The 22,309-nt window shown below is 54.7% G+C and carries 18 protein-coding genes and 1 pseudogene; 11 read left to right on the top strand and 8 right to left on the bottom strand.

All coding sequences use genetic code 11. The annotated features are described in order from the left end of the window. The first annotated feature begins 1 nt into the window (after window position 1). Genes L21SP2_RS09775 through L21SP2_RS09745 form a run of 7 tightly spaced genes read left to right on the top strand, consistent with a single transcriptional unit; the run spans window position 2 to window position 8,544 of the window. The gene (locus L21SP2_RS09775) at window positions 2-2,773 is read left to right on the top strand and encodes a cobyric acid synthase (protein WP_024268343.1); all 2,772 of its coding nucleotides are present in this window, start codon (window positions 2-4) and stop codon (window positions 2,771-2,773) included. Beyond that, a complete protein-coding gene (gene cbiB, locus L21SP2_RS09770) occupies window positions 2,770-3,861 on the top strand; it encodes an adenosylcobinamide-phosphate synthase CbiB (RefSeq protein WP_081719565.1) in 1,092 nt (363 codons plus the stop codon). The genes L21SP2_RS09775 and cbiB overlap by 4 nt, the downstream gene beginning before the upstream one ends. Further along, complete coding sequence (locus L21SP2_RS09765; protein ID WP_024268341.1) at window positions 3,854-5,593, top strand: cobyrinic acid a,c-diamide synthase CobB; 1,740 nt, start codon at window positions 3,854-3,856, stop codon at window positions 5,591-5,593. Before cbiB ends, L21SP2_RS09765 begins: the two co-directional genes overlap by 8 nt. Continuing rightward, window positions 5,590-6,186: a bifunctional adenosylcobinamide kinase/adenosylcobinamide-phosphate guanylyltransferase gene (locus tag L21SP2_RS09760; protein WP_024268340.1), complete on the top strand. Its 597-nt coding sequence runs from the start codon at window positions 5,590-5,592 to the stop codon at window positions 6,184-6,186. The genes L21SP2_RS09765 and L21SP2_RS09760 overlap by 4 nt, the downstream gene beginning before the upstream one ends. Then, the gene (gene cobT, locus L21SP2_RS09755; protein WP_024268339.1) at window positions 6,183-7,223 is read left to right on the top strand and encodes a nicotinate-nucleotide--dimethylbenzimidazole phosphoribosyltransferase; all 1,041 of its coding nucleotides are present in this window, start codon (window positions 6,183-6,185) and stop codon (window positions 7,221-7,223) included. Before L21SP2_RS09760 ends, cobT begins: the two co-directional genes overlap by 4 nt. Next, a complete protein-coding gene (locus tag L21SP2_RS09750) occupies window positions 7,220-7,987 on the top strand; it encodes an adenosylcobinamide-GDP ribazoletransferase (RefSeq protein WP_024268338.1) in 768 nt (255 codons plus the stop codon). Before cobT ends, L21SP2_RS09750 begins: the two co-directional genes overlap by 4 nt. Then, a complete protein-coding gene (locus L21SP2_RS09745; RefSeq protein ID WP_053335665.1) occupies window positions 7,987-8,544 on the top strand; it encodes a histidine phosphatase family protein in 558 nt (185 codons plus the stop codon). Before L21SP2_RS09750 ends, L21SP2_RS09745 begins: the two co-directional genes overlap by 1 nt. Window positions 8,545-8,575: 31 nt before the next feature. Here L21SP2_RS09745 and L21SP2_RS09740 read toward each other — a convergent pair whose 3' ends face one another. The 5 genes from L21SP2_RS09740 to L21SP2_RS09720 form a co-directional block, all read right to left on the bottom strand. Further along, window positions 8,576-10,291 carry an amino acid ABC transporter ATP-binding/permease protein gene (locus L21SP2_RS09740; RefSeq protein ID WP_024268336.1) on the bottom strand — a complete coding sequence of 572 codons (1,716 nt, stop codon included), beginning with the start codon at window positions 10,289-10,291 and terminating at the stop codon, window positions 8,576-8,578. Further along, window positions 10,288-12,363 carry a DUF454 family protein gene (locus L21SP2_RS09735; protein ID WP_024268335.1) on the bottom strand — a complete coding sequence of 692 codons (2,076 nt, stop codon included), beginning with the start codon at window positions 12,361-12,363 and terminating at the stop codon, window positions 10,288-10,290. Before L21SP2_RS09735 ends, L21SP2_RS09740 begins: the two co-directional genes overlap by 4 nt. Window positions 12,364-12,456: 93 nt before the next feature. Then, window positions 12,457-14,106 carry an outer membrane protein assembly factor BamB family protein gene (locus tag L21SP2_RS09730; RefSeq protein WP_144082987.1) on the bottom strand — a complete coding sequence of 550 codons (1,650 nt, stop codon included), beginning with the start codon at window positions 14,104-14,106 and terminating at the stop codon, window positions 12,457-12,459. A 14-nt stretch (window positions 14,107-14,120) separates the two neighbouring features. Further along, a complete protein-coding gene (locus L21SP2_RS09725) occupies window positions 14,121-14,903 on the bottom strand; it encodes a FecR family protein (RefSeq protein WP_024268333.1) in 783 nt (260 codons plus the stop codon). 260 nt (window positions 14,904-15,163) lie between these two features. Further along, window positions 15,164-16,471, bottom strand: a complete 1,308-nt coding sequence (locus tag L21SP2_RS09720) for an IS1380 family transposase (RefSeq protein ID WP_041401458.1) — start codon at window positions 16,469-16,471, stop codon at window positions 15,164-15,166. A gap of 163 nt (window positions 16,472-16,634) precedes the next feature. Between L21SP2_RS09720 and L21SP2_RS18075 the strand changes: the two are divergent. Beyond that, window positions 16,635-18,146: pseudogene (locus L21SP2_RS18075) on the top strand (IS5 family transposase). A 282-nt stretch (window positions 18,147-18,428) separates the two neighbouring features. Here the strand turns inward: L21SP2_RS18075 and L21SP2_RS09710 are convergent. From L21SP2_RS09710 to L21SP2_RS09700, 3 genes are all read right to left on the bottom strand, one after another. Continuing rightward, complete coding sequence (locus L21SP2_RS09710) at window positions 18,429-18,872, bottom strand: universal stress protein (RefSeq protein ID WP_024268330.1); 444 nt, start codon at window positions 18,870-18,872, stop codon at window positions 18,429-18,431. Between the two features lie 166 nt (window positions 18,873-19,038). Further along, window positions 19,039-19,371 carry a DUF2784 domain-containing protein gene (locus tag L21SP2_RS19260; protein ID WP_425277214.1) on the bottom strand — a complete coding sequence of 111 codons (333 nt, stop codon included), beginning with the start codon at window positions 19,369-19,371 and terminating at the stop codon, window positions 19,039-19,041. Window positions 19,372-19,554: 183 nt separating this feature from the next. Next, on the bottom strand, window positions 19,555-19,818 hold the full coding sequence (locus L21SP2_RS09700) for a hypothetical protein (protein WP_144082986.1): 264 nt from the start codon (window positions 19,816-19,818) through the stop codon (window positions 19,555-19,557). 220 nt (window positions 19,819-20,038) lie between these two features. On the opposite strand from L21SP2_RS09700, the gene L21SP2_RS09695 reads away from it, so the two are divergent. From L21SP2_RS09695 to L21SP2_RS09685, 3 genes are all read left to right on the top strand, one after another. Beyond that, window positions 20,039-20,881: a type I restriction-modification system subunit M N-terminal domain-containing protein gene (locus L21SP2_RS09695; protein ID WP_024268327.1), complete on the top strand. Its 843-nt coding sequence runs from the start codon at window positions 20,039-20,041 to the stop codon at window positions 20,879-20,881. Between the two features lie 69 nt (window positions 20,882-20,950). Further along, entirely contained in the window at window positions 20,951-21,295 is a 345-nt protein-coding gene (locus L21SP2_RS17260; protein WP_024268326.1) for a nucleotidyltransferase family protein, read from the top strand. Beyond that, window positions 21,292-21,897, top strand: coding sequence for a hypothetical protein (locus L21SP2_RS09685; protein WP_053335662.1), 606 nt, complete (start codon window positions 21,292-21,294; stop codon window positions 21,895-21,897). The genes L21SP2_RS17260 and L21SP2_RS09685 overlap by 4 nt, the downstream gene beginning before the upstream one ends. The last annotated feature ends 412 nt before the right edge of the window (window positions 21,898-22,309 follow it).

Genomic DNA, 22,309 nt, shown 5'->3' with positions numbered 1-22,309 from the left:
TATGCATGGCGGAAACCCCGAAAAAGTAGCTTCGGAGCTTGGTATCGATCCCGCGGGTCTCTACGATGTAAGCGCCTGCATCAACCCGCTGGGCTTTCCTGCCTGGACCAGGCAGCTCGTCAGCCGGAATGTATCACAGCTCAGCCGCTATCCGGACCCTGATTACCCCGACCTGAAAGCTGCCGCCGCTGGCGCATGGTCGGTGGACCCGGGCCAGATTTCCGCTGGAAACGGCAGCTCCGAATTGTTGCAGGCCGTGTTGCGGGCACGATACCACCGGGGCAGCTCCGGCGAGTTGATTATTCCCGTTCCCGCGTATATCGATTACGAACGCTACGCCGACGCTTTGGAGATTCCAACCCGCTTCGTGAACCTCCCCGACAAGGCCGACTTTTCTCCTTGCGACACAGAATTCATCTCAGAACTCTCCGCAGTCATCCGCAAAGCTCCGGGTGGAAGCGCCGTCATACTTGCCAATCCGGTCAACCCTGTGGGGAGTTGCTACCGCAGGCGGGACATCCTCGCCCTGGTTTCTCTGAGGATGGATGTTATGATCATCATTGATGAGGCGTATCTGGAGTTCGTAGGAGAAGGGGTGGAAGACGCAGCACAAGTCTTGCCCGCTCCGGAACAAACTCCCAACCTGGTACGGATAAAAAGTCTTACCAAGATATATGCTGTTCCGGGTATTCGTCTGGGGTTCTGCATCGCCGCTGCGTATTTCATCCGGAGAGTAGACCGCCAGCTGCCAAGCTGGAATGTGGGGTCCCTGGCCGCGGCCTTGGGCCAACGGCTTTTGACAGATTCCGGCCACCGGGAGGAGAGCCGTTCATTCATTACCGGGCAGCGTGAGCTGTTAAGCGCGGCTTTGGGGAGGGCGGAGGGTATCCGCCTCATCCCGTCGCAGGCGAATTTCCTGCTGTTTTCCGTCGATCAGAGCGATGACGAGCCGCCCGGGGATCGCTTCTATTCGTTTATGATCAAGCGCGGGATTCTGCTGCGCCGTTGCGATGATTACCGGAATCTTGGGCCTCATTGGTTCCGCCTGGGCATCTCTACCAAGGATGTGAATCGGCAGGTCATACACGCCCTCGGCCAGTGGTCCGCTTCAACCGCTTCGATGAAGACATGCGGTCCTAATCATCAAGTAAATGGATCGGAGTTTGCGATCCGTCGGGTATCGGCAATCATGTTCCAGGGAACCGGCTCGAATGCCGGGAAAAGTTTGATGACCGCAGCCTTCCTTCGCTGCCTCAAACGCCGGGGTATTCGCTGCGCACCGTTCAAGGCTCAGAACATGTCCCTCAATTCCATGGTCACTTTGGACGGCGGGGAGATCGGACGGGCCCAGGCCCTGCAGGCCAGGGCTGCCGGGATTGAACCCCGGGTAGAGATGAATCCGGTGTTGCTCAAACCGAATTCGGAAACCGGATCCCAGGTAGTAGTTTTGGGCAAACCCTGGCGGAATTTCGAGGCATCGGATTATTACAATCAGAAAGACCGGCTTCGGCAGACCGTGTTTCAAGCCTACGACCGTTTGGCAGGAGATTATGATTTCATCGTGCTCGAGGGAGCCGGGTCCCCCGGAGAGGTCAATCTGAAACGAGCAGATATCGTCAACATGGCCATGGCTCGACATGCATGCAGTCCGGTGGTCCTGGTGGGCGATATCGACCGTGGCGGTGTCTACGCCTCATTCATCGGTCATATGGAGGTGATGGAGGAGTGGGAACGGGAGCTTACCGCTGGATTCCTGGTGAATCGCTTTCGGGGCGATGAAAGCTTACTGGCCGATGCTCATGAGTATCTCCACGAGAGCACCGGGCTGCCGGTGCTGGGGATTATGCCCTATGTTCCGGACCATCGCTTGCCCGAAGAGGACGGGGTAGATTTCGATTTGCGCTATCGGCGGGAAGTCGGCGCATCAGCCACCGCCGCCGCCAGACCTGCTGACGGGCAGGATGTCGACGGGGGAAACACAACGTTGAGGATCGCGGTGATTGCCCTGCGGCACATATCCAATTCCACTGACATTGATCCGCTTCTTGCGGTGAATAACCTGGATCTGCGGCTGTTCGTCAACGGATCGGAGCTGGTGGATTTCGACCCCCATCTGATCATTATACCCGGTTCGAAGAACGTCATCGCCGATTACCGCATCCTGGAATCGAGCGGCGTGAGTGCTGCTATCAGCCGGCAGGCTTTATCCGGTCGCACGGCGATACTGGGAATCTGCGGGGGGTTTCAAATGCTGGGAAATCATATTGCCGATCCGCTGGGCGTAGAAACTGACCCGGGCGAAACCTGCACTGCCATGGGGCTTCTACCGGTCAGCACAATTCTCCAAGAAGGAAAGACCACTGTACGGCGCAGGACCAGGCTTTCCGACGGCGGTGCGGCCATTGAGGGATATGAGATCCATCATGGAAAAAGCGAATACTCCGATTCCCTGGAATTGTTCGACGATCCTGGGCTGGGTGCCCGGCAACAATCAATCTGGGGCACATACCTGCATGGGGTCCTTGAAAACCGGAGTTTTCTGAACGACCTGATCAGCTCCGCCCGGGCTCTCAGACCTGATGACTTCCCCGCCCGTTCCCTGCTCAATAGTCTCGCCCGGAATGAACCGGATGAACCCAAGGGGCAGCCCGGACCTGATGCCGCCGTCCGCAGCCTGGAAGCGGCTTTGGATCGCTTCTCTCTGATATTCGAAGAGCACGTTGACGTGGATGAGCTAATCTCCATCAGCGGATACCGAGGTGATCAGTCATGAACACCGGATTCTATGGCGAGGGAACCATCGCCGCCCTTTTATGCGTCCTGAGCGCGACGTTCTTAGATGCCATCGTCGGCGACCCGCCGGGCTTACCTCACCCGGTGAGGGGAATCGGGCGACTGGCCAACGCAACGGAGTCTATCACGACCCGCTTTTTCGGTCGGAGCGTAGCGGCGGGATTTTTGGCCCTGACTGCCATGGTTCTTATCGTAACCGCCATTTCCGCCCTCGCCGTGCCGCTGTTTTTGTCAGCGGTCATGCTTGTCGCAAGCCGCACCCTGACTGCGGATGCGCTGACTATCGCATTTGGATCGTTCTTGTTGTCTTTCTCTTTTTCCAGCCATGAATTAAACGCCTCCGGACGCCGGGTTCACCGGGCCCTGGTTTCCGGCGATATTCCCGAAGCCCGTAAACGGCTGTCGATGATTGTCAGCCGTCAAACCGCAGAGCTGGGTCATGATGAAATTATCAGGGGAACCGTGGAAAGTCTGTCGGAGAATTGGCTCGACAGCGTCGCTGCGCCTCTTATGTGGGCCCTGCTTGGCGCGGGGCTTGCCTCCCTGGGCGCGGTGGGATCTCACAGCGATGGTATCGTCCAGACGCTGGCGGGACTGCTTGCCGGGGCCTGGGGCTACCGTTGCGTGAACACTTTGGATGCCATGTGGGGGTATCGCAGCCGACGCTACGAGCGATTCGGCAAGGCTGCGGCCAGGCTGGACGATTGCCTCAATTTCCTGCCGGCCCGACTCGCTGCCCCGCTTCTGGTTATCGCCGCCCTGGCGGTCCCCGGGTCGGCGATGTTCCGGGCCGCTGCAGTCTGCGGAATGGACGGACGTAAAAGCCGCAGTCCAAATTCGGGGTGGGTGGAAGCAGCCTGCGCCGGGGCCATCGGCATCGGTCTGGGCGGCCCGGCGAGGTATGCTGGACAGCTGGTTGACAATCCCCTGATTGGTGAGGGGGTGGCCATTCCGGATCACATTTCCCGGGCCATCGCTCTGAACCGGGCGGCCCTCGCCCTGATCCTGGTCATCATTGGTGCAGTACTGGTGCTTCTGATGGAACATGCGGGGGTGAATAATGGCTAGTCCGGTGGAACATGAGAGCGTCCCACGCCGGCAGAACGGAGTAATTATCGCCGGAACCCACTCAGGTTGCGGAAAGACCACTGTTACCATGGGCATCATCGCAGCCCTTGGCCAGGCCGGCCTGACAGTCCAGCCATACAAATGTGGTCCGGATTTTATCGACCCGGCGTTTCATCGCTTGGCCGCAGGCCGTGCCTGCCGGAATCTCGATACCCGGATGCTCGATGATATCACCGTTGCTGAAATATACGCCCGCACGTCCCGGGGAAGTGATATCGCCGTGGTTGAAGGGGTGATGGGCCTGTTCGACGGAGCCGGTCCCGATGATGAACGGGGCGGGGCGGCCCACCTGGCCAGGCTCCTGGGACTGCCGGTGATCCTGGTAGTGGATGCCCGGGCCATGGTTCGCAGCGCCGCCGCCCTGGTTGCCGGTTTCGCGGCATTCGATCCGGCAGTGCATGTCGACGCCGTGGTGCTTAATCGCCTGGGATCAGTGCGCCACGGCGAAATGGTACGCCGGGCGGTGGAAGATGCCGCCGGCGTACCGGTGCTTTTGACCCTGGAACGCCGGGATGACTGGTTTATGGCAGAACGCCATCTGGGTCTGGTGCCCTGGTGGCAGGGCGAAGATAGCCCGGATTCCCCTAGTCAGACCCGGCTCGAAGCTCTGGGAGAGTACATCGGCAAATCCATGAACCGGGACCTGCTGCTGGATATCGCCGCGACGGCAAAACCGCTTCGCGATCTGCAGGCTATGAGAACTGCTGCCCAGCTGCGCGCCGGGAGCAACGGCCTCGAAACCGATGCCGCGACGCCCGCCGGAGAACCGGGAGATGATGCCCCGGTTCCTGTCATCGCCGTAGCCAGGGATGAGGCGTTTACCTTCTACTACGAGGAAAATCTGGAATTGCTGGAAGCATATGGTGCTCAGCTGGCGTTTTTCAGCCCCTTACATGATCAAGGGCTTCCGCCGGGGTGCTGCGCCTTGTACATCGGCGGGGGATACCCCGAATTGCATGCCCAGAGGCTATCTGCCAACGTTTCCATGCATCGGGCAATACTCCGAGCTGCCGAAGCTGGTATGCCGGTCTACGCCGAATGCGGTGGGTACATGTACCTTAGCCGGGCCATCGTCGATGCGCAGGGTACCCGGCATACCATGGTCGGCCTGTTCAGCGGAACTGCCAGGATGGGCTCCCGGTTACGGGCTCTGGGATACGCCGATGTTCGGCTAACCGGTGACTCGGCCATAGGCGATGCCGGGATGTCGGCTCGGGGCCATGTCTTTCACTGGGCCGATATTACCGACGAGCCGGATATGAGCGAAGACGGACCCGCGGATAGCGACCAAGCCACTGGAGGACCTCGATTTGCCCATGCCCGGGAGCGGGCGGTGGAATTCGCCGTCTCTTACCGGGCTGAGACCCGAACCCGCGATATGAACCTGGGCCGGCAGCGGTATAACAGCACAGCCAGCTGGCTTCACCTGCATTTCGCATCGAACCCGGAGACCGCGGCATCATTTGTAAGGCAGGCGCGGGCTTATCATCGGAGAGTACGCGGCTGTTGTCCGTTGTGCGGAAGGCCGAATCGTTGTGGTGTGGAGAGCGGAAGCTGCTGGTGCTTTTCCCGCATCTTCCCCGATGACTTAAAGGCCCGGGTTCCCGCCGGGCGCTGCATATGCGAAGACTGCCTTAATGACTATCTTCGCGGGGAAGGAGGGGAAGTATGAGGGAACTCACCTATATATCCGGCGGCCAGCGCTCGGGCAAGAGCCGCTACGCCCAGCAGCTTGCGCTCGGCATGAGCGCCAGTCCGGTGTACTTGGCGACTGCCCGAATTTGGGATGATGAATTTCGCACACGGATCCAACGTCACCGGTCGGACCGGGACGAGCGCTGGAGAACGGTGGAGATTGACCGGAACATTTCCGATCTGGGCCGACATCTGCTGCCCGAGGGGTTGCATATCGATGGCGAGGCGACGTCGAACTCCGACCGGGGAATTACCGAAGCCCCCGATTCACCGGTAATTCTTCTGGACTGTATTACCCTCTGGGTGACGAACTTTTTCAGCGATGCCCATGGGAATATGGATAGCGCCATGGAACAAATCATTGCAGAATGGGATCGTTTTGCCCTCCTGGATATTCGGGCCATCGTGGTAAGCAATGAGATCGGCATGGGAGTGATGCCCGACAATGAGCTAGCCCGGAAATTCGCCGATTTGCAGGGATTTATCAATCAGCACATTGCCGGGCATGCTCAGCGCCAGATTCTTATGCTGTCCGGTTCTGCCCTGGAAATCAAAGGAGCGCCGGTGTGAGCATTGAAACAGAGATTCAAAGGATTATTGATGAGAAGACCAAGCCTCCGGGCTCCCTGGGAATGCTGGAGTCGCTGGCCTTCCGGATCGCACGCATTCAAAATAGCCTCACCCCCCGGCTGAGCAGGCCCCGCATCGTGATATTCGCCGGAGACCACGGGGTCTGCGCAGAGGGAGTGAGCCCTTACCCCAGTGAGGTCACCGCTCAGATGGTGAAAAACTTTCTCGCCGGAGGTGCTGCGGTCAATGCGTTTTGCCGTACCAGCGGAATCGAACTGGAGATCGTCGATGCAGGAGTGAACGCCGATTTGACCGCTCTTGCCGGCCTGGTGCATGCCAAAATCAAGCCCGGCACGGAAAATTTTACCATGGCCGAGGCAATGAGCCCACGGGATCTGGAGGATGCCCTGGCCGAAGGTGCCCGGGCGGCAGTCCGGGCGGCAAAAGCCGGATGTAATTGCATCGGCTTCGGGGAAATGGGAATCGGTAACACCACTTCTGCGGCGGCTCTGATGAGCGCCTACACCGGTTACCCCGTTGAACGCTGCACCGGCCGGGGAACCGGCCTGGACGACCGTGGACTGGCACGGAAGATTGAGGTCATCGAGCGAGGGCTTGCCTACCACCGGGATCACCTAAGCGATGCGAAATCCATCCTCGCCCGCATGGGCGGACTGGAAATCGCCATGATTGCCGGCGGAATCCTTGAAGCCCGCCGCCGGTCCATGGTGATCCTCATCGACGGGTTCATCGCCTCCGCAGCTTACCTGGCGGCAAGCCGGATTCGCAGCGAGGTGGCGGACAACGTCATTTTCTGCCACTTGAGCGATGAGCAGGGTCACCGTCTCCTGCTGGATCATCTTGATGCCAAGCCCCTGCTGAATTTGAGCATGCGCCTGGGCGAAGGTTCCGGGGCGGCGGTGGCATATCCCCTCCTCGTGAACGCCCTGGCTTTTTTTAACGAAATGGCGAGCTTTTCTTCGGCGGGAGTCAGCGGTGTCGATGGAGCGGAAGATAACGAAGGGGAGGGGCAATGATACGACTCCTGCGGATCGCCTTGATGTTCTATACCCGCATTCCCGCCGGAAAGAACCTGCCGGGGGATGAGCAAGACCTCAACAGGGCCACCGGTTTTTTGCCAGGTATCGGCCTCATCGTCGGGGGATTGTCCGCCGGAGCATTCGTAGTTTCTTCGCTGCTGCTCCCCCACGGACCATCGGTGGTTATCGCCCTGATTGCCGGCGTACTGGCCACCGGCGCTTTCCACGAAGACGGCTTCGCCGATACCTGCGACGGCCTGGGGGGCGGCTGGAGCGTGAGCGACAGACTACGGATCATGAAGGACAGTCGGGTCGGGTCCTATGCGCTCACCGGACTTATTCTCTTATTCCTGCTGAAATATGCGCTGTTGTCTTCATTGGCCCCGATGTTGCTCCCATTCTCCCTGATGAGCAGCCACATTGCTGCCAGGCTGCTGCCGTTAATGCTTATTCGCCAGCTACCCTATGTCCGGGTCGATGAACTCAGCAAGGCCAAACCGGTATCCAAGGGCATCAGCCCTCTGATCCTTATGGCTGGATGTTTTTCCGCTGCCGTCATGGTGGCGGGGCTTTACCTGGTGTTTCGGCCGGGAAATCCCTGGCTCATTCTGATCCCGGCCCTGCCGCTCGCTGTCTCGCCGATCATCGCCGCCTATTACCGGCGGATGCTGGGGGGATATACCGGTGACCTGTTAGGCGCAGCGGAGCAGTTGGGTGAAGTCGCCATCCTCGCTGCCATCGCGGCTATGGCGGCCCTGTGATGCTGCATCTTCTTCGCCATCCTCCGGCAGACGTCTCTCCGGGAGTCTGTTACGGGCGGCTGGATGTGCCGCTGATCCCGGGTTGGGAATCCAGCGCAGACGAATTGGCAAAGCAAATTTCGATGCTGCCATATATAACTACGAATGGATTGCGAGCAATATATTGCAGCCCTTCTCGCCGGTGCGCAGTACCGGCAGCTTACCTCGCCGCCCGTCTTGAAATTGCGCACATTTGCGACGAGCATCTGCGCGAGATGGATTTCGGGGACTGGGAAGGCCGGACGTATGAGGATTTGTGGCGTGATGAGCCGGCGTACCGACACTGGACTGAAAACTGGCAGAGCGCTCAGATACCTGGAGGCGAATCCCTTCCGATGGTGAACAAGCGGGTGTGGAAATTTATCACCGCGCTTCCCGAGGGACCGGCGCTGCTGCTCACCCACGCCGGGGTAATCCGGCTGGTCTGGGCGCAGACATTGGCAGAGTCCTTGGAACATGCCATGAGTCGATCCGTGCCGTTTTTTGAACTGATGGATCAGATACCCGTAAAGCACTAATCCGAACATGAGTGCGGTGAGTTTGCTTGCCCTATAACACCGCCATATCCCAGAATGCGCCTCGGCGCTCCATCAGCTCATCATAGCTGCCTGATTCGATCAGCGAGCCGCCGGCCAGTACGGCGATCCGAGCGGTATCCACACTGTCGCTCAGATCGTGGGAGAGCTCTATGATGCTGATTCCTTCTCTGCGGGCCCAGTCCAGGAGCTTGCCGCGGATCCGCTTCCTCAAATCGTCATCAAGCCCGGCGAAGGCTTCATCGAGTACCATGATCCTGGCCGAACGGGCGAGGGCAGCGGCAAGTCCGATTCGCCGGCGCTGACCGCCGGAAATCTGCTCATCGGTGCCGCTCACTAACGTGTCTTCCCCATCGGGCAGTTCCGTCATCAGCTGCGGGATTTCGGCGATTTCCAGCGCATGCCCGGGTACCGGGGTCCCTTCGGCGGGGACGCCGAGCTCGATGTTCTCCATGGCGCTTCCCCTAACCAGCATCAGGTTCTGACGGGCCGCGGTGATCAGGGCGAAGCGCCTGGAAGGCTCGATGGATCTCACATCGATCCCTCCGATGCGAACGCATCCGCCTTCGGGTTCGAGCAGCCCCAGGATGGCGGTGGCCAGGGTGGTCTTACCCGAACCGGTCTGGCCGGTGATCAACAGGTGCTCGCCCTGCTTCAGGCGGAAGCTAATATCCCGAATGCCCTGATTATTGCCGTAGCTGAAACTGAGATTCTCCACGGAAATATCATATCCCGAGGGGTCTCCGTCCGCCGAAGAGGCGGTCCAGGCAGGGGAATCTGAGGGTTCATCCAGTACCTGCAGGATGCGTTGCGCTGCGGCCCGGCTTTTGGGCAGGTCATCCACCGCCCGATTGATGCCCAGAATGGCGCTGAATCCGCCGGCCAGCGCGCAGACCAGGGCCCAGGAGAGAGGATCGGTCCCCAGCAGATTTTCCCGGGCTGCCAGAAAAATGAGGACGATCAGGGATGTGCCAAGCAGCAGGTCGACCAGGACGTCCCGAAAACCGCTGAGCATCTGCAGGCCCTGGTTCAGCCCGTATGCCTTCTCGGCGCTGCGGCGATGGCGGGCTTGCTCGGCATCAACGGCGGCGAATGCCTGAAGATCCTGGATGCCCGCCAGCGATTCGCTGAGATCCGCGCTGAGGGCCGCCTGCGCTCCGCGATATCGTTGTGCCGCCGAAGATGATGCGGCCTGGAACAAGACGGGGATGCCGATTCCAGCGCAGAGGTACATGGCGGCCACTGCGGCGGCGGCAACCGGACTCACAAGAACTGCGGCTGCCGCTGCGGCGATGAGGATAAAAAGTACCGCGCTCAGGGCCGGAGCCAACGTGTGGGCATAGAAAATCTCGATAAGATCCACGTCCCCCATGGCCCTGACCGCCAGATCTCCGGTTCGGCTGCTGGCCAGGCTGTCGGCGTCTTTCTCGCTGAATGCGTGGAATAATTTCTGTCGAAGGATGTCGAGAATATTGAATGCGGCGTTATGCCCACTGATCTGCTCGGCGTATCGGGCGGCGGCTTTTAAAATCCCGATGACCGCAAGGGAGATCCAGAGGGCACTCTGGGGCTGACGTCGGGAAATCAGCACGTCGGCAAGCAGGTACCCGCTTAATCCGAACAGGGCCGAGCCGGCGAACACATTGACGATCCGTAAAAGGGAACTGAGGGCGATTTTGTAGATATGGCCTCTGATGAAGGCGAGCATCCGAATCAGCGGCATGTTCATGATCGTACCCCGCTTATTCTGGCGACCGCTGGCATATCGACCACTGAATCGCAGGCACTCAGTGTCCGTTTTCGGTGGGCGATGGCGATAATTCCCGCCCCGGTGCGCCGCAATTCCTGCCAGATACCCAGTTCGGTAATGCCGTCGATTTCCGCCGTCGGCTCGTCCAGAACGATGTAACTCGCTCCGCTGAGAAGCACCCGAGCCAGGGCCAGCCGCATTCGTTCACCGCCGGAAACCTGTGCCGCATTTTCTCCGACGGGCGAATCCAGACCACGCTCGGCGAAGGAATTCAGACCCGCTGCCCTCAAGGCGCTCTGAAGAACCTCATCTCCCGGATCGGGACGACCCATCACTAAGTTCTCCCTGAGAGTGCGGCCGAACAGGTACGGACGCTGGGGCAGATAACCCACCAGGCTCATCCGTTCGTTTCGGGGCAGATCGCTGAGTTCCCTGCCGTCCAGTACGATGCTTCCCCGTTGGGGACGGTGATACCCGAGGATCATTTTGGCGAGGGTGCTCTTACCTGAGCCGCTGGGCCCCCGGATACCGATGATTTCACCCCGTTTCAGCGAAAGGGAAAAACCATCCAGTACTCGGTGATGGGGATTGGACGGGTATGCGAAGCTGAGCTCCCTGATTATCAGACCCGGACTGCCTTCAATCGACTCAGGAGCATGTCTGTTGTCATCGGGGGAACCTGACGCTTCAATACGGATCGGGCGGTTTAGCCGTTCCAGTTCGTTAATTTCCGCCTCGATCATTTTTTTCGACTGGCGCCCTGCGGCTCCGGCAAAGAAAAACGCCCCCACGAGATTGATGGGGCGGATCAGTTCGATCGTCAGGAAGGGGACGGCCAGGGCGAATGCACCCGGCAGAAAACCCGATTGAAAACGCCGAACTCCCAGGAATGTCGCGAAGGCCACCAAAGCCAGGGAGAAGAACACTTCTACCAGAAGAATCGAAAGTTGGTTGACCGTGAGCAGTTTGATAGTCGTATCCTTCAAAGTACCACTGGTTTTGGCCAGTCGTAAGCGATAACTGTTGATTCGCTGGAAGACGGCCAGGGTGGGAAGCGCCCTGATGCTCTCCACGTACCATGCGCCGAGTTCCGCTGCGGATCGGGAATACTGCTTCCCGACCCGGGCGAAATTCCTCGCCAATAGCCCCAGGATAAGGGGGGTGACCGGCAGCACCGCAGCGAGCATCAAGGCGGTATACCGGTCATAGGTCATGATCACCGCGATGACTGCGATCGGTGAAATGATTCCGATAAAAAGCTGGGGGAGGAACAGACTGTACATTGGATCGAGGGATTCGATGCGTTCGCTGAGCATTTCCTGGTAGTTCCCGATCCCTTTTTCTCGAACCGCTTCCGCCCCGCCCTCGGCGATGGCTGCCAGGAGCCGGCGTCGGGTTTTAATTCTGACTCCCCGGGAAATTATCCCCCCCAGGAAGCGATTTGCCATGATCAGGACCCATCGAATCGCCGAATAGGCCAACAATGCCAGGGGAAACACCGTCACCCCCCCGATGAGGGAGATGCTCCATCGTCCGAGTTCCAGGGCGAACAGTACCTGGATCAGGACGAACGCGCTGCCGGCGGCGAACACCAGCAGGGTCAACAACCGGGGAGCTTGGATCCGAAACGCTTTGCTCCGCACGGGGCGTTCGCCCGATTCATCAGTATCCGGGCGATACGTCGGAAGTACCGCCATGGTCACCAGCTTTGCGACGATAATCACGCCGAGAAAAATGCGCAAATGAAGGCTATCGGTTCCCCAGATCGCGAATGCCAGTATCATGGATCCCGCGATCAGGGAACTGAGAATTTTGGTCCGCAGGCTGATGCCCTTTCCCTCCTGAATCCGTCGTATCGCCGGTCCGAATTTGGGATGATTCATCAGCTTCCGATGTAGGCTCTCGGAGGAACGCAAGAACAGACCGGCGGCTACGAGCAGGAACGGGGTGGTCGGGAGGAAGGGCAGGAATACGCCGACGACCCCTACGGCGGTGAATATCAGGCCGAGAATAAGCATCATGGCTTTGAGAAGGCTTCTGGAAACGCTCATGCCCTAAGCTTAGAATATGTGAGGCTGAAATATAAGTTATACGAGCCTCACATATGAGAAAATTCTGTCTGAATTCCACCAATAATTCATGGATCAGGGTCGAGGATTCGCTCTGGCCTCTTCGATGATCCTGGGAATGTTCAGTACATATATGTTTCCGCGCCTGGAGCCCAGAAAAATTCGGTTTTCGAGCCTGACTGGTCTGGCGCTGATGATATCCGGAAACGGAATATTCGCATGAATCCAGTTGAGCTCGAGATTCGCCACATCAAGGCCGCCGGTGCTGTTGGGTATCAAAATAAACCCTTCCAGCCAGAACGGAGGGGCGGAAACGTTTCCCCAATTCTCGGTATTTTCACCGCTGCGCGCATCGAAGCGTTTGACCAACCGGGCTTCCCGGCTATATGCGAAGATGCCGAGGGGAGTCCATACCGGCTGGAAAAACACGCCGCCCTCCATGGAACTTCTCCAGAGAACCTCCAACTCGGGCAGGGCTACGGCGACGATATTTCCCCGGGAATCGGCCAGAAATACGCGGTTTCCAGTTACCAAGGGCTGCATCCCCGTAATTTCCCGAAGACCAGATTCCATGCCGGCGATAATGCGTCCCCGCCGGGGATCGTAGCGGAAAATTGTTCCCTCTGTATCGACCAGGATCACCTCGTCCTGCCAGAAAGCCGGGGTGGCGCGAAAGTTCGATTGGGTGCTCCGTCTTTCGGCAAACAAAGGATCGGTCACATCGATCCGATCGAGGCTTCCGGTTCTGAAGCGCAGATATCCGTTGTCTGTTGGGATAAATACCTGTTCCCCCCGAAGTGCGGGATGGCGGCCAAGCCGCGACGCGGACGCGTCGCCCAGATTCCTGCGGGCGATGATGCTCCCATCCCGCGCCGATAACAGCAGCAGTTCCTCGGTTCCCTGGAAATACAAATCATTTTGGGAAACCACCAGGAGGTTTCGGTTGTTCGAGCGGTTTCCGGTTGGAGTCCGCCAAATCAAGCGTCCCTCGCTGTCCAGGGCATAGACGGTTCCATTTTGATCCGCGGCATACACCCGAACTCCGTCGCTTACCAGGGCGGTGCTGATTGGCGAATCGCTGACTTTGATTTGAAGCGCACCGAGGGCCAACGGTTCATTGTTTTCCCCTGATGATTCTCCCGGAGCATCTCCGACATTCGCCGTTCGCGCTGTTTCCTGCGCGGCCTCAGTTTCCGGCGTTTCCTCTGGGTCGTCAGTTGCTGCCTGCTGCCCACCCGTAGTCTCCCCTGCGGTTTCATCCGTGTCGGCATTCTCCGAGTCCTGTTCGGGATTCGCGGGACTGTCGGAATCATCGGATGCGCCGGTATCCGTAGCTTGAGGTGATGACTCAAGGCTGACATTCAGCGAAATCCCCTGTTCATCCCCAAGCATCAGATCCTGAACAAAGGATTCGAAACCATCCGCACGAACCTCAATCCTGATTTCTGATCCGGGATCGCTCAGGAGGGAAAGCGAATTGACCCCACGGCGTTCTCCGTCGATGAAAATCACGGATCCTGCCGGACTGGCGCTGATCACGACGGGGATGAGAACCCCGGGATCAGATGCTTCCGCGGTTTCAGCTCCGAAGATTCGGATGAAATTCCTCCTCTCAGTTTTCTCCAGCAATTCCCGTTGCTCTTCAGAAATGGGTTCTAACGCTGGAGCCTGCTCGTTCAAGGTGCTGAGAGTTTCCCGGATATTCGTTTGAATGTTCTGGAGCACATCCCCCTCTGCGTTCAATGACGCCTGAATGCCGTTTCGGAGTACCGCGAAAGCCCTGGCCGATTCATCGGCCTGCCGGGGGCTGATCTCGATCGATGAACCCGCGACAAGCGCTTCGGCGTTCCGTTCAATTTCTCCTCGGACGGCTTCCCCTTGATCCTCATCCTCAAGGATTCCCAGTGCCTCATCGAGGGCTTCCGGAGATGGTAGAACAGCGACCGCCCCTTCAAGGACGGCGACCCTGGTTGATCCGGTCTCATCCGATTGAACCGAGAACGTCGTACCCCTGACCCCGGAAGTCGGGTCCTTCCACGAATCCTGAAACTCTCTTGTTCCGAAAGGGCTCTCACTTTGCTGACAATGGTCCCGCCCAGCAGCTCCGCCTCACCCGAGGTTAACCCGTCCCGAATGTTAATGCTCCGAAGCAGTATTTCGGTACTGTTCTCAAGGACGATGAGCGCCAGATCAGCCAACTGGATTTCCAGGCCGGCAGCCGGGCCGGTTCTCACCCGGTCCGATTCACGAAGCTGACTGCCGATTTCCAGAGAAGACCAGGTTCCATCACGGTAGACCTCCACTTCCCCGAGCAGAAAAACTACGACTGCCGGTGACTCCGGTGATACCGCTATGGCTTCCAACTCCTGCTCGACTACCCTGGTGTTCGACTGGCCTTCTGATGCCGATTCAGCCGCACTACCGCAGCCGATGAAAAGCAAAGCTGATACCATGCCGATGAGAATCAGAACTGAAGCATTTCCGGCCAGATTTCTTGTTTTGACGATCAGATTTCGTCTCATGGAGTTCCTCGCTCAGGACCTATCATGCAGTTTGTTTTCTGAGAGTAATACTTACCTGAATCCGTATAAGATCGCGCAGATCCCTCTTGGATAAGTCCGATAAGCCAGTCATTTCAGTACATCCTGACACTTCGTGCTTACCCGGTACTTATTGGTACCCTGGTACTCAAGTTATTCCTGGTTTTAATGGAAGATTGTAACCCGACATTCATATGAGGGCATACGTATCCCATGGCACGGTTTGAGCACGTGCTCCTGATTCACATTACACAGCATTTTTCATAGAGCTTTCGGAAGCACCGCCACCATGGGTCTCTATACCATAATTTCAGAATCACGGTACGCCCATGGTGTACGAACTTTACAGCAATGCGTACCAGATCATCGATGACTTTGCGAAGTCGCTTTCTCTTTACCTTCGTCTGTACTGGATAGTCATCAGCTACAAGGGCCGATTGTCCAATGAACCGGAGGATATTGAACGCCACCATTGCAATCTGTAGAACCGCAGCGTTCACCGCAAACTTTCCTGACGGAAGCCGTTCGACATTCATATCGCTTTTGAGTTCACTATGAAATTGCTCACTCGTGCCATGGTCATGATAGAACTGTAACACCGTTTCCGGCGGATCACTCAGATTAGTCCAGAATGTCTCCACTTCAATGTCAGGAAAAAGGAGTTCATTTCCATCGGCCCCTATCTGACGGACGGTTACTTGGAAAATGATATCCATCGCCGACTCATCCTCGGTAGAGGACTTGCCGGTATGAAATCCAGTGTAGACGGCTTTTTTCTCATCACGGTAACTCAACTCACCTTCAGATTGGGCGATTGAAAGCCAGTATTCTCGTTGTTCGCGGCGAAGGTTCCGCTTCACTATGAAAAACACATCCTCTCGTCCGCACAATTGAGCCAAGGTATCTTGTGAATCGTTTCCTCCATCAAGGCGAAAGAGCTTGGGGCCTGTGATGCCCGACCTGTCGAGCCGTTCCAATGACTCCTTCAAAAAGCCCGGGGTTCCCTTTTGACAATGCTGTTTTCCTTCCCGTAGTTCGCAATTGAGCATATAGCCTTCAGTCCCTACATAGCTGAAAATCGGGTGGTAGCCATCATATTGCTTGTAGGTTCGACTCACCCCTTCCTTGTTGCTTTTCGAATTGTCCAGTGGAGATGTGTCGACATCTATTGGAAGATACGACTGATGCTCTGTGTAAACCTTTGAAAGCGTCGAGCGTTGAAGAAGAGCACATACTGCAGAATCCACTTCTTCGGTCAAAAGCTTGGGTTGAACAGCAATTCTTTCAAGGTAAAGGCGCAGAGTTTCCTTTGCTGGTACATAGGGGAGCTGAAAGCTTTCTTTGAATAAAGTATCCTGGCGGAATAAAGCGATCTCTTCAAACCGGGTGCGCCCCATGCAAAAAAGGCCAATCAAAGATCGGGGAACTGACGGGTGGACAAGCGCTGAAGTATTGGTTGCAAATCCAATCCGTTCGCAAATTTTCCCCACCAGGGCAATGCCACCTGTGCTGAAAATGCGCTCTGTGGTAGTATCAATTTGGTAGTTCAAGCCGCACCTCCTGGGTGTGTGTTGGTTTGTAGTTAGGGCCTCCTGAAAAAACCTTAACCCCATACATATAAATGAAATACTGCTAGGATTTGTGTATGAAGTGCACGGTTTTTGCGAAAACCAGGCAAAAACCCTTGCACCTGTTTTCTTGGCGGGAGGGATTATGTATAGAACTGAGGACAAAACGCAGCTTTCATTTGAAGATTTCTATCTCCCATTTGGAGGCAAACTGAACCCCAATAACCGCTGGGTTCAGCTTGCTGATTTAATTCCCTGGGAAGATTTAGAAGCAGAATACGCCTCACAGTTTGCTATCGAAAGCGGGCAAGGCGCTCCGGCGATCCGTTTCCGTACAGCATTGGGTGCCCTGATTATAAAGGAAAAATTAGGAATTACAGATGAGGAAACCGTGGAGCAGATTCGTGAGACGCCTTACCTGCAATATCTCATCGGAATGCAGGGGTACCAAGATGAGACTCCTTTTGATCCATCAATGCCTGGTCACTCGCTACGCTCGTTGCCCGGCCGTGCATCCGGGATGGTTCATTTCAGAAAGCGAATCAGCATGGACATGATCACTCACGCAAATGAATTGATTATTGCCGAAGAACGTAAAAAAAACTGAAGATGATACGGAAGCTGAAAAAGAAGAAAATCCTGAGGTAGAAAACAACGGAAAGCTTCTGATTGATGCCACCTGCGTACCCGGTGATATTCGATATCCCACCGATCTTTCGATTTTAAACGAGAGCCGGGAAAAACTGGAAACCATCATAGACGTTCTTCACGCAAAACGGGCCAAGGGGCGACAAAACCCCGAACCTACCGGCAGAAAGCGCGAAAGGATTTTTTGGCGGTCATCAAAAAGCGCAGAGCAAGCAAGAACAAGATGCGCAAGGCAATACGCAAGCAGCTGGGGTACATACGCCGTAATCTCCGGCATATAGAGCAATTAGCAGCAGGTGTCGGTTTGAAAAGCCTGTCACGGAAACAGTACCGGAATATGCTGGTTATCTCGGAAGTCTTTCGCCAGCAGGCACTGATGTATGAATCCAAAGATCATCGAATATCGGGCCGGATTGTGAGTATCTCCCAACCCCATATTCGACCCATCGTCAGGGGAAAAGCCGGTACCCCGGTTGAGTTCGGCATGAAGATTTCATCCGCCAATATTGACGGGTACATGTTTATCGATCGCTGTTCATGGGATCCATACAACGAGTCTGGTGATTTAGTCATGCAGGCTGAAAAGTACAGGCACAGATATGGTGTGTATCCGGAATCAATACACGCCGATCAGATTTACCGCACCAGGGGCAACCGGAATTGGTGCAAGGAACGGGGAATCAGATTATCCGGTCCGCCGCTTGGTCGTCCACCGAAAGATCGTGGTGAAAATCGGGAACGAAAGAAGCTGGCTCGTCAGGATGAGCTGGATAGAATAGCTGTCGAAGGGACATTTGGCAGAGCAAAACGACGGTACTCAATGGGTCGTTTAATGACAAAGCTTGCTGAGACCAGTGAATCGCAGGTGGCCATGATCATGCTGGTGATGAACCTGGAAAAGATTCGGAAGGATCTTTTTTACGTCTTTATCATAGCTATGCTACGCAGCCGAAAAATTACGAAGTCTCATTTCCCCGTGGTATTGGGGTATGGTAATATGGCAGCATAGGGTTTTTTCAGGAGGCCCTAGTTAAATCATTATACCACAACAGGATGGCTTGGACTGCTACTTATTTCTCTACGGATTCAGGACTTATATAAATGATAGCGTCTGAAATGAGAAAATAAAATGAAGTGCCCCGAAAACTGTTGATTTAAATCCCATAAATCACTGTCGGGGAATGATATCAATCATCGAAAAACCCCTGAAATCGATTTGCGTTAGCTATCTCACTGTCTGGTTGAGCGATACGCAGTCAAAATCAACAGTTTTCGGGGCACTAACCTAGCTTCACGCCTGAGCCGGGACCAAAACCACCGGAATACCCAGGTTGCTCAACACCCCTTCTGCCACTGATCCTACCACCAGGTGATACATTGCACCGTTTCCATGGCTTCCCATAATCACCATTTTGGCGTTGTGCTCCCGAGCCTCCCTGGTAAGCATTTCGTCTATCCTGCCTGCAGGAGTTGAACAACTGGTCCTGATGCCCTCGTCCTGAAGCCGCTTGCACAGTTTGGCGAGCATTGCGACCTCTTTACGCCTGGTCAGAGATTCTTCCTTCCCGGCGCTTCCGGCGGTATTCGAAATCACCGCGGTGGGGATAGAATTTCGTTCAGGTTGAACATGCACCAGGTGAAGCCCCCGGGACATACACTGCGCCATTCCCCTGGCGGTATCCACGATACGATCGGTGAGGGGTGAAAAATCGATGCATACGAGAAGACTTTCCATGATTGAACCCTGCCTTATGGTGGTTTATCAAAAACAGGAACAGTATAGGAAGAATTGGAAACTTACACAATTAGGTAAACATATATCGATAAAAAAATAATAAAAAATTCCCGATTTCCATGAGACAATTCACCGGAGTATTGCAGTGCCGTCGATATGTATTCGCTTACCAAGCGCCGCCGTTTGTTTTCTTTCTGTTGAGCAAATCCCGCAGGTTCAGCGCAAGGCTCAAAGTGATGATGGCGGCGAATGCGAGGACAGTCAGCGTATTGGTCAATTGCCTTGGAGGATTCCATCCGGTGATCTGGTGCACCAGGAACTGTATGTAGGAATAATGGTTCGGCGGATTTCCCAGAAGCGACCGGATCTGCCAGTGCCAGTCGGTACAGAAGCAGTATCCAAAGCCATACCAAATACCCAGGAACAGCCAGGAAAACAAGGTGAGGCCGATGGTGAGCAAATGAATGCGACGGGTATAGCGCCAAATCCATCCGACCATGTTGAAGAGCAGAAAGATCCCATGAAACCAGAGAAAGAAATGATCCATGAGTACCAGAGTCTGATGATTCAGCGAATCGAACAATATTCTGACCTGTCTGTTAAGCCCGTCTGAAAGATAAAGAAACCTTCTCCGGGGCCTTGAATAGCTGCCGGTGCTAATTCAAGCGTTAACGCGCACAGCTTACTGTAAATCAAACAGCTCCACTTGGTATTCAAGGCTTGCGGCGCTGTCGTCTTTGTAGGTCAAGCCGTGAATGCTCACTGAGAAAGTCTCGCCAGCTACGATTCCCGGCGTATCATCGAAACGGAAAATGATCATAGGCGTAAGCGCATAGCCCCCAGAGCCAGTGTCGAAGTATTCCCCCGAGCCGCTTGACGATTCATCGATGAGCCAGGTCACTCCGTCTGATTGCCGCTGAATTGAGACCGAAACTTCCGATTTCACCGGAGGGTTAAAGATACCAGAATTTAGATGGACCGTCCAAAACTCATCAGAAGGCAGGAAGGATACCGGAAACGCTGCTCCCGAAGGCCATGCGACGAAGTCATAAGACACTTCAACAAGAAGATGGGAAAAAAATGAATGAATATAACAATTTTCTACAGACGATAATTAGACTTCCAACTACACGATGGAAATCAAGGAAATATTAGGGGAAGTTTAGATGAATTACAGTATCCATAATACAATAACAAATTTCATCTGGAACATTGCAGATGATGTCCTGAGAGATGTATATGTCCGTGGTAAATACCGGGACGTTATTCTGCCGATGACCGTTATTCGCCGTCTTGATGCACTTCTTGAGCCGACCAAAGAAGCTGTCCTTAATATGAAAAAACAGCTTGATTCTGCGGGGATTGCCAATCAGAACGCAGCTCTGTGTCAGGCATCCGGCGAAGCTTTTTTCAACAGCTCCCCATTTACTCTTAAAGACCTGAAAAACAGAGCCAAGGTTCAGCAATTGAAAGCTGACTTTGAAGCCTATCTCGATGGCTTCTCACCCAACGTTCAGGAAATTCTGGATAAGTTCAAATTCCGCAACCAGATCCCGACGCTTGTGGATGCTGATATCCTCGGCGCTTTGATTGAAAAATATCTGAATCCAAGCATCAATCTAAGCCCCAAGCCGGTGCTGGATGCCGATGGTAATGAAAAACTTCCCGGGCTGGATAATCACAGCATGGGAACGGTCTTTGAAGAATTGATTCGCCGCTTCAACGAAGAAAATAACGAAGAGGCTGGAGAGCATTTTACCCCTCGTGATGTGGTGAAGTTGATGGCTGACCTGATCTTCCTGCCAATTGCAGACCAAATCGAATCTGGCAGCTACCTGGTGTATGACGGTGCCTGCGGGACCCCCTGTGTCAACATAAAAGCCTCCTTTCAGGTGACTTCTATGTTGACACAGGGGGTCATTCGCCTATTGTCATGGTTTTTGCAGCCGCAAAAACGCATGCCAATGGACGGCTCAGAGCTCACCTCTGTGTTATGCACACATTTTTAATATTTTTGATTAACAGGCAGTCTTACCGAATTCTTGTGTTTTTCAAATCTATAAAATAGAATTGGATTAATGATTAAGGCAGATACAAAGACCAAAGAAGATATAGATCTCGCAAAAGAAATTCTTCTGAAATTTGGATGCCGTGAAATCTATATTTTTGGATCCTTAATTGAAGGAAATTTCACGGAAAATTCGGATATCGATATCGCGGTCGTCGGCCTCCCTAAAAGCAAAGTTTTTACGGCATACGGGGAGCTCATTGAAAAACCAAGCCGAAGTGTAGACTTAATCGGCTTGGATTATGATCATGATTTTAGTAAGATTATCAACATGCCCAGCTCATCTATTGATGACTATACAGCCAGAGAAACACTCTTTAGAACAAATCTTCTCTCGTTTTTTAATGAGTCATGAACCCTGAAGAAAAGAAGTCTTACTCTGTTCCAGCTCTCCTATTCCACTACTTTGATCGGAAAACCGGGCCCTTTTTGAACCTTTCTTCCCTCGATGAGGGTTCGGCACTCATTGAACAACAGAAATTGAGTGAAAACCCCAATTTCTTTGCTTCAAAACGAACTGATGATTACATCGCTACGCGGTTCAGACTGGAAAATCATGCAAGAGATATGTTCATTCAGTTAGGTGGAAATCCGAAAATAGAAAGGCCCTATACATTGACTCTGGGGCAATGTGATTGGCTTGAAAGCTGGTACCCTCAGCCGGATGTTCTGGGAGTTTCGCTTAAGCATATTCCTCAAGATGTGGTGAGTTTTACCTATGGAGACCTGTTTCCAGCATTTCTGGAAAACAAAGGCCTGCTGCACGAAAAAAGGGTTTATTTAAAGAAGGACCTCGAGGATCTCATCGAAACATTTGGATTGCCTCAAGCCACAAATCCTTTTGGAGAGTTGGGTCCAGTACGCTACATTGAGGCGCAGGTTTGGGATGAGGCGATAATCAGGGACTTGCGCACAAACTACCAGCAGAAGAGTATAAACCGCTCACTTCAGGATTGATAAGCTAGGAGATAAGTAGGGCCTCCTGAAAAAACCTTAACCCTATACATATAAATGAAATACTGCTAGAATTTGTGCATGAGTGCGCCAGTTCGGCGTTTGATATATAGCAGGGTGAGACACCCTGTCCGGTAAAGTTTAGCCAACAGCCGGTACTTAGCCTTGGAGCCGAAGCCGTGAGGTGAGGTTTAAGCGTAGGCATAGGAGTGTGAGAGCCATAAGCCGAAAGGTTGAACGTGATTGAGCCTCGTTAGTATAAGGATTGGGTGGTGATGTTTTTCATGTGACAGCAACCAGCAAGAAGCACTCGGAAAAGGCGAGAGTGCGGAGAACCCAACGGGGTCTGAGAGCATGGCGAGCACACAAGGTAGATCAAGCGTACCTGGGAGGGCTGAGGTCCTGTCCGTTGGAC

Origin of the sequence: Salinispira pacifica, from assembly GCF_000507245.1 — a bacterium.
GTDB classification, from domain to species: Bacteria; Spirochaetota; Spirochaetia; order DSM-27196; family Salinispiraceae; genus Salinispira; species Salinispira pacifica.
This window is presented reverse-complemented; position numbering and strand designations above follow the sequence as displayed.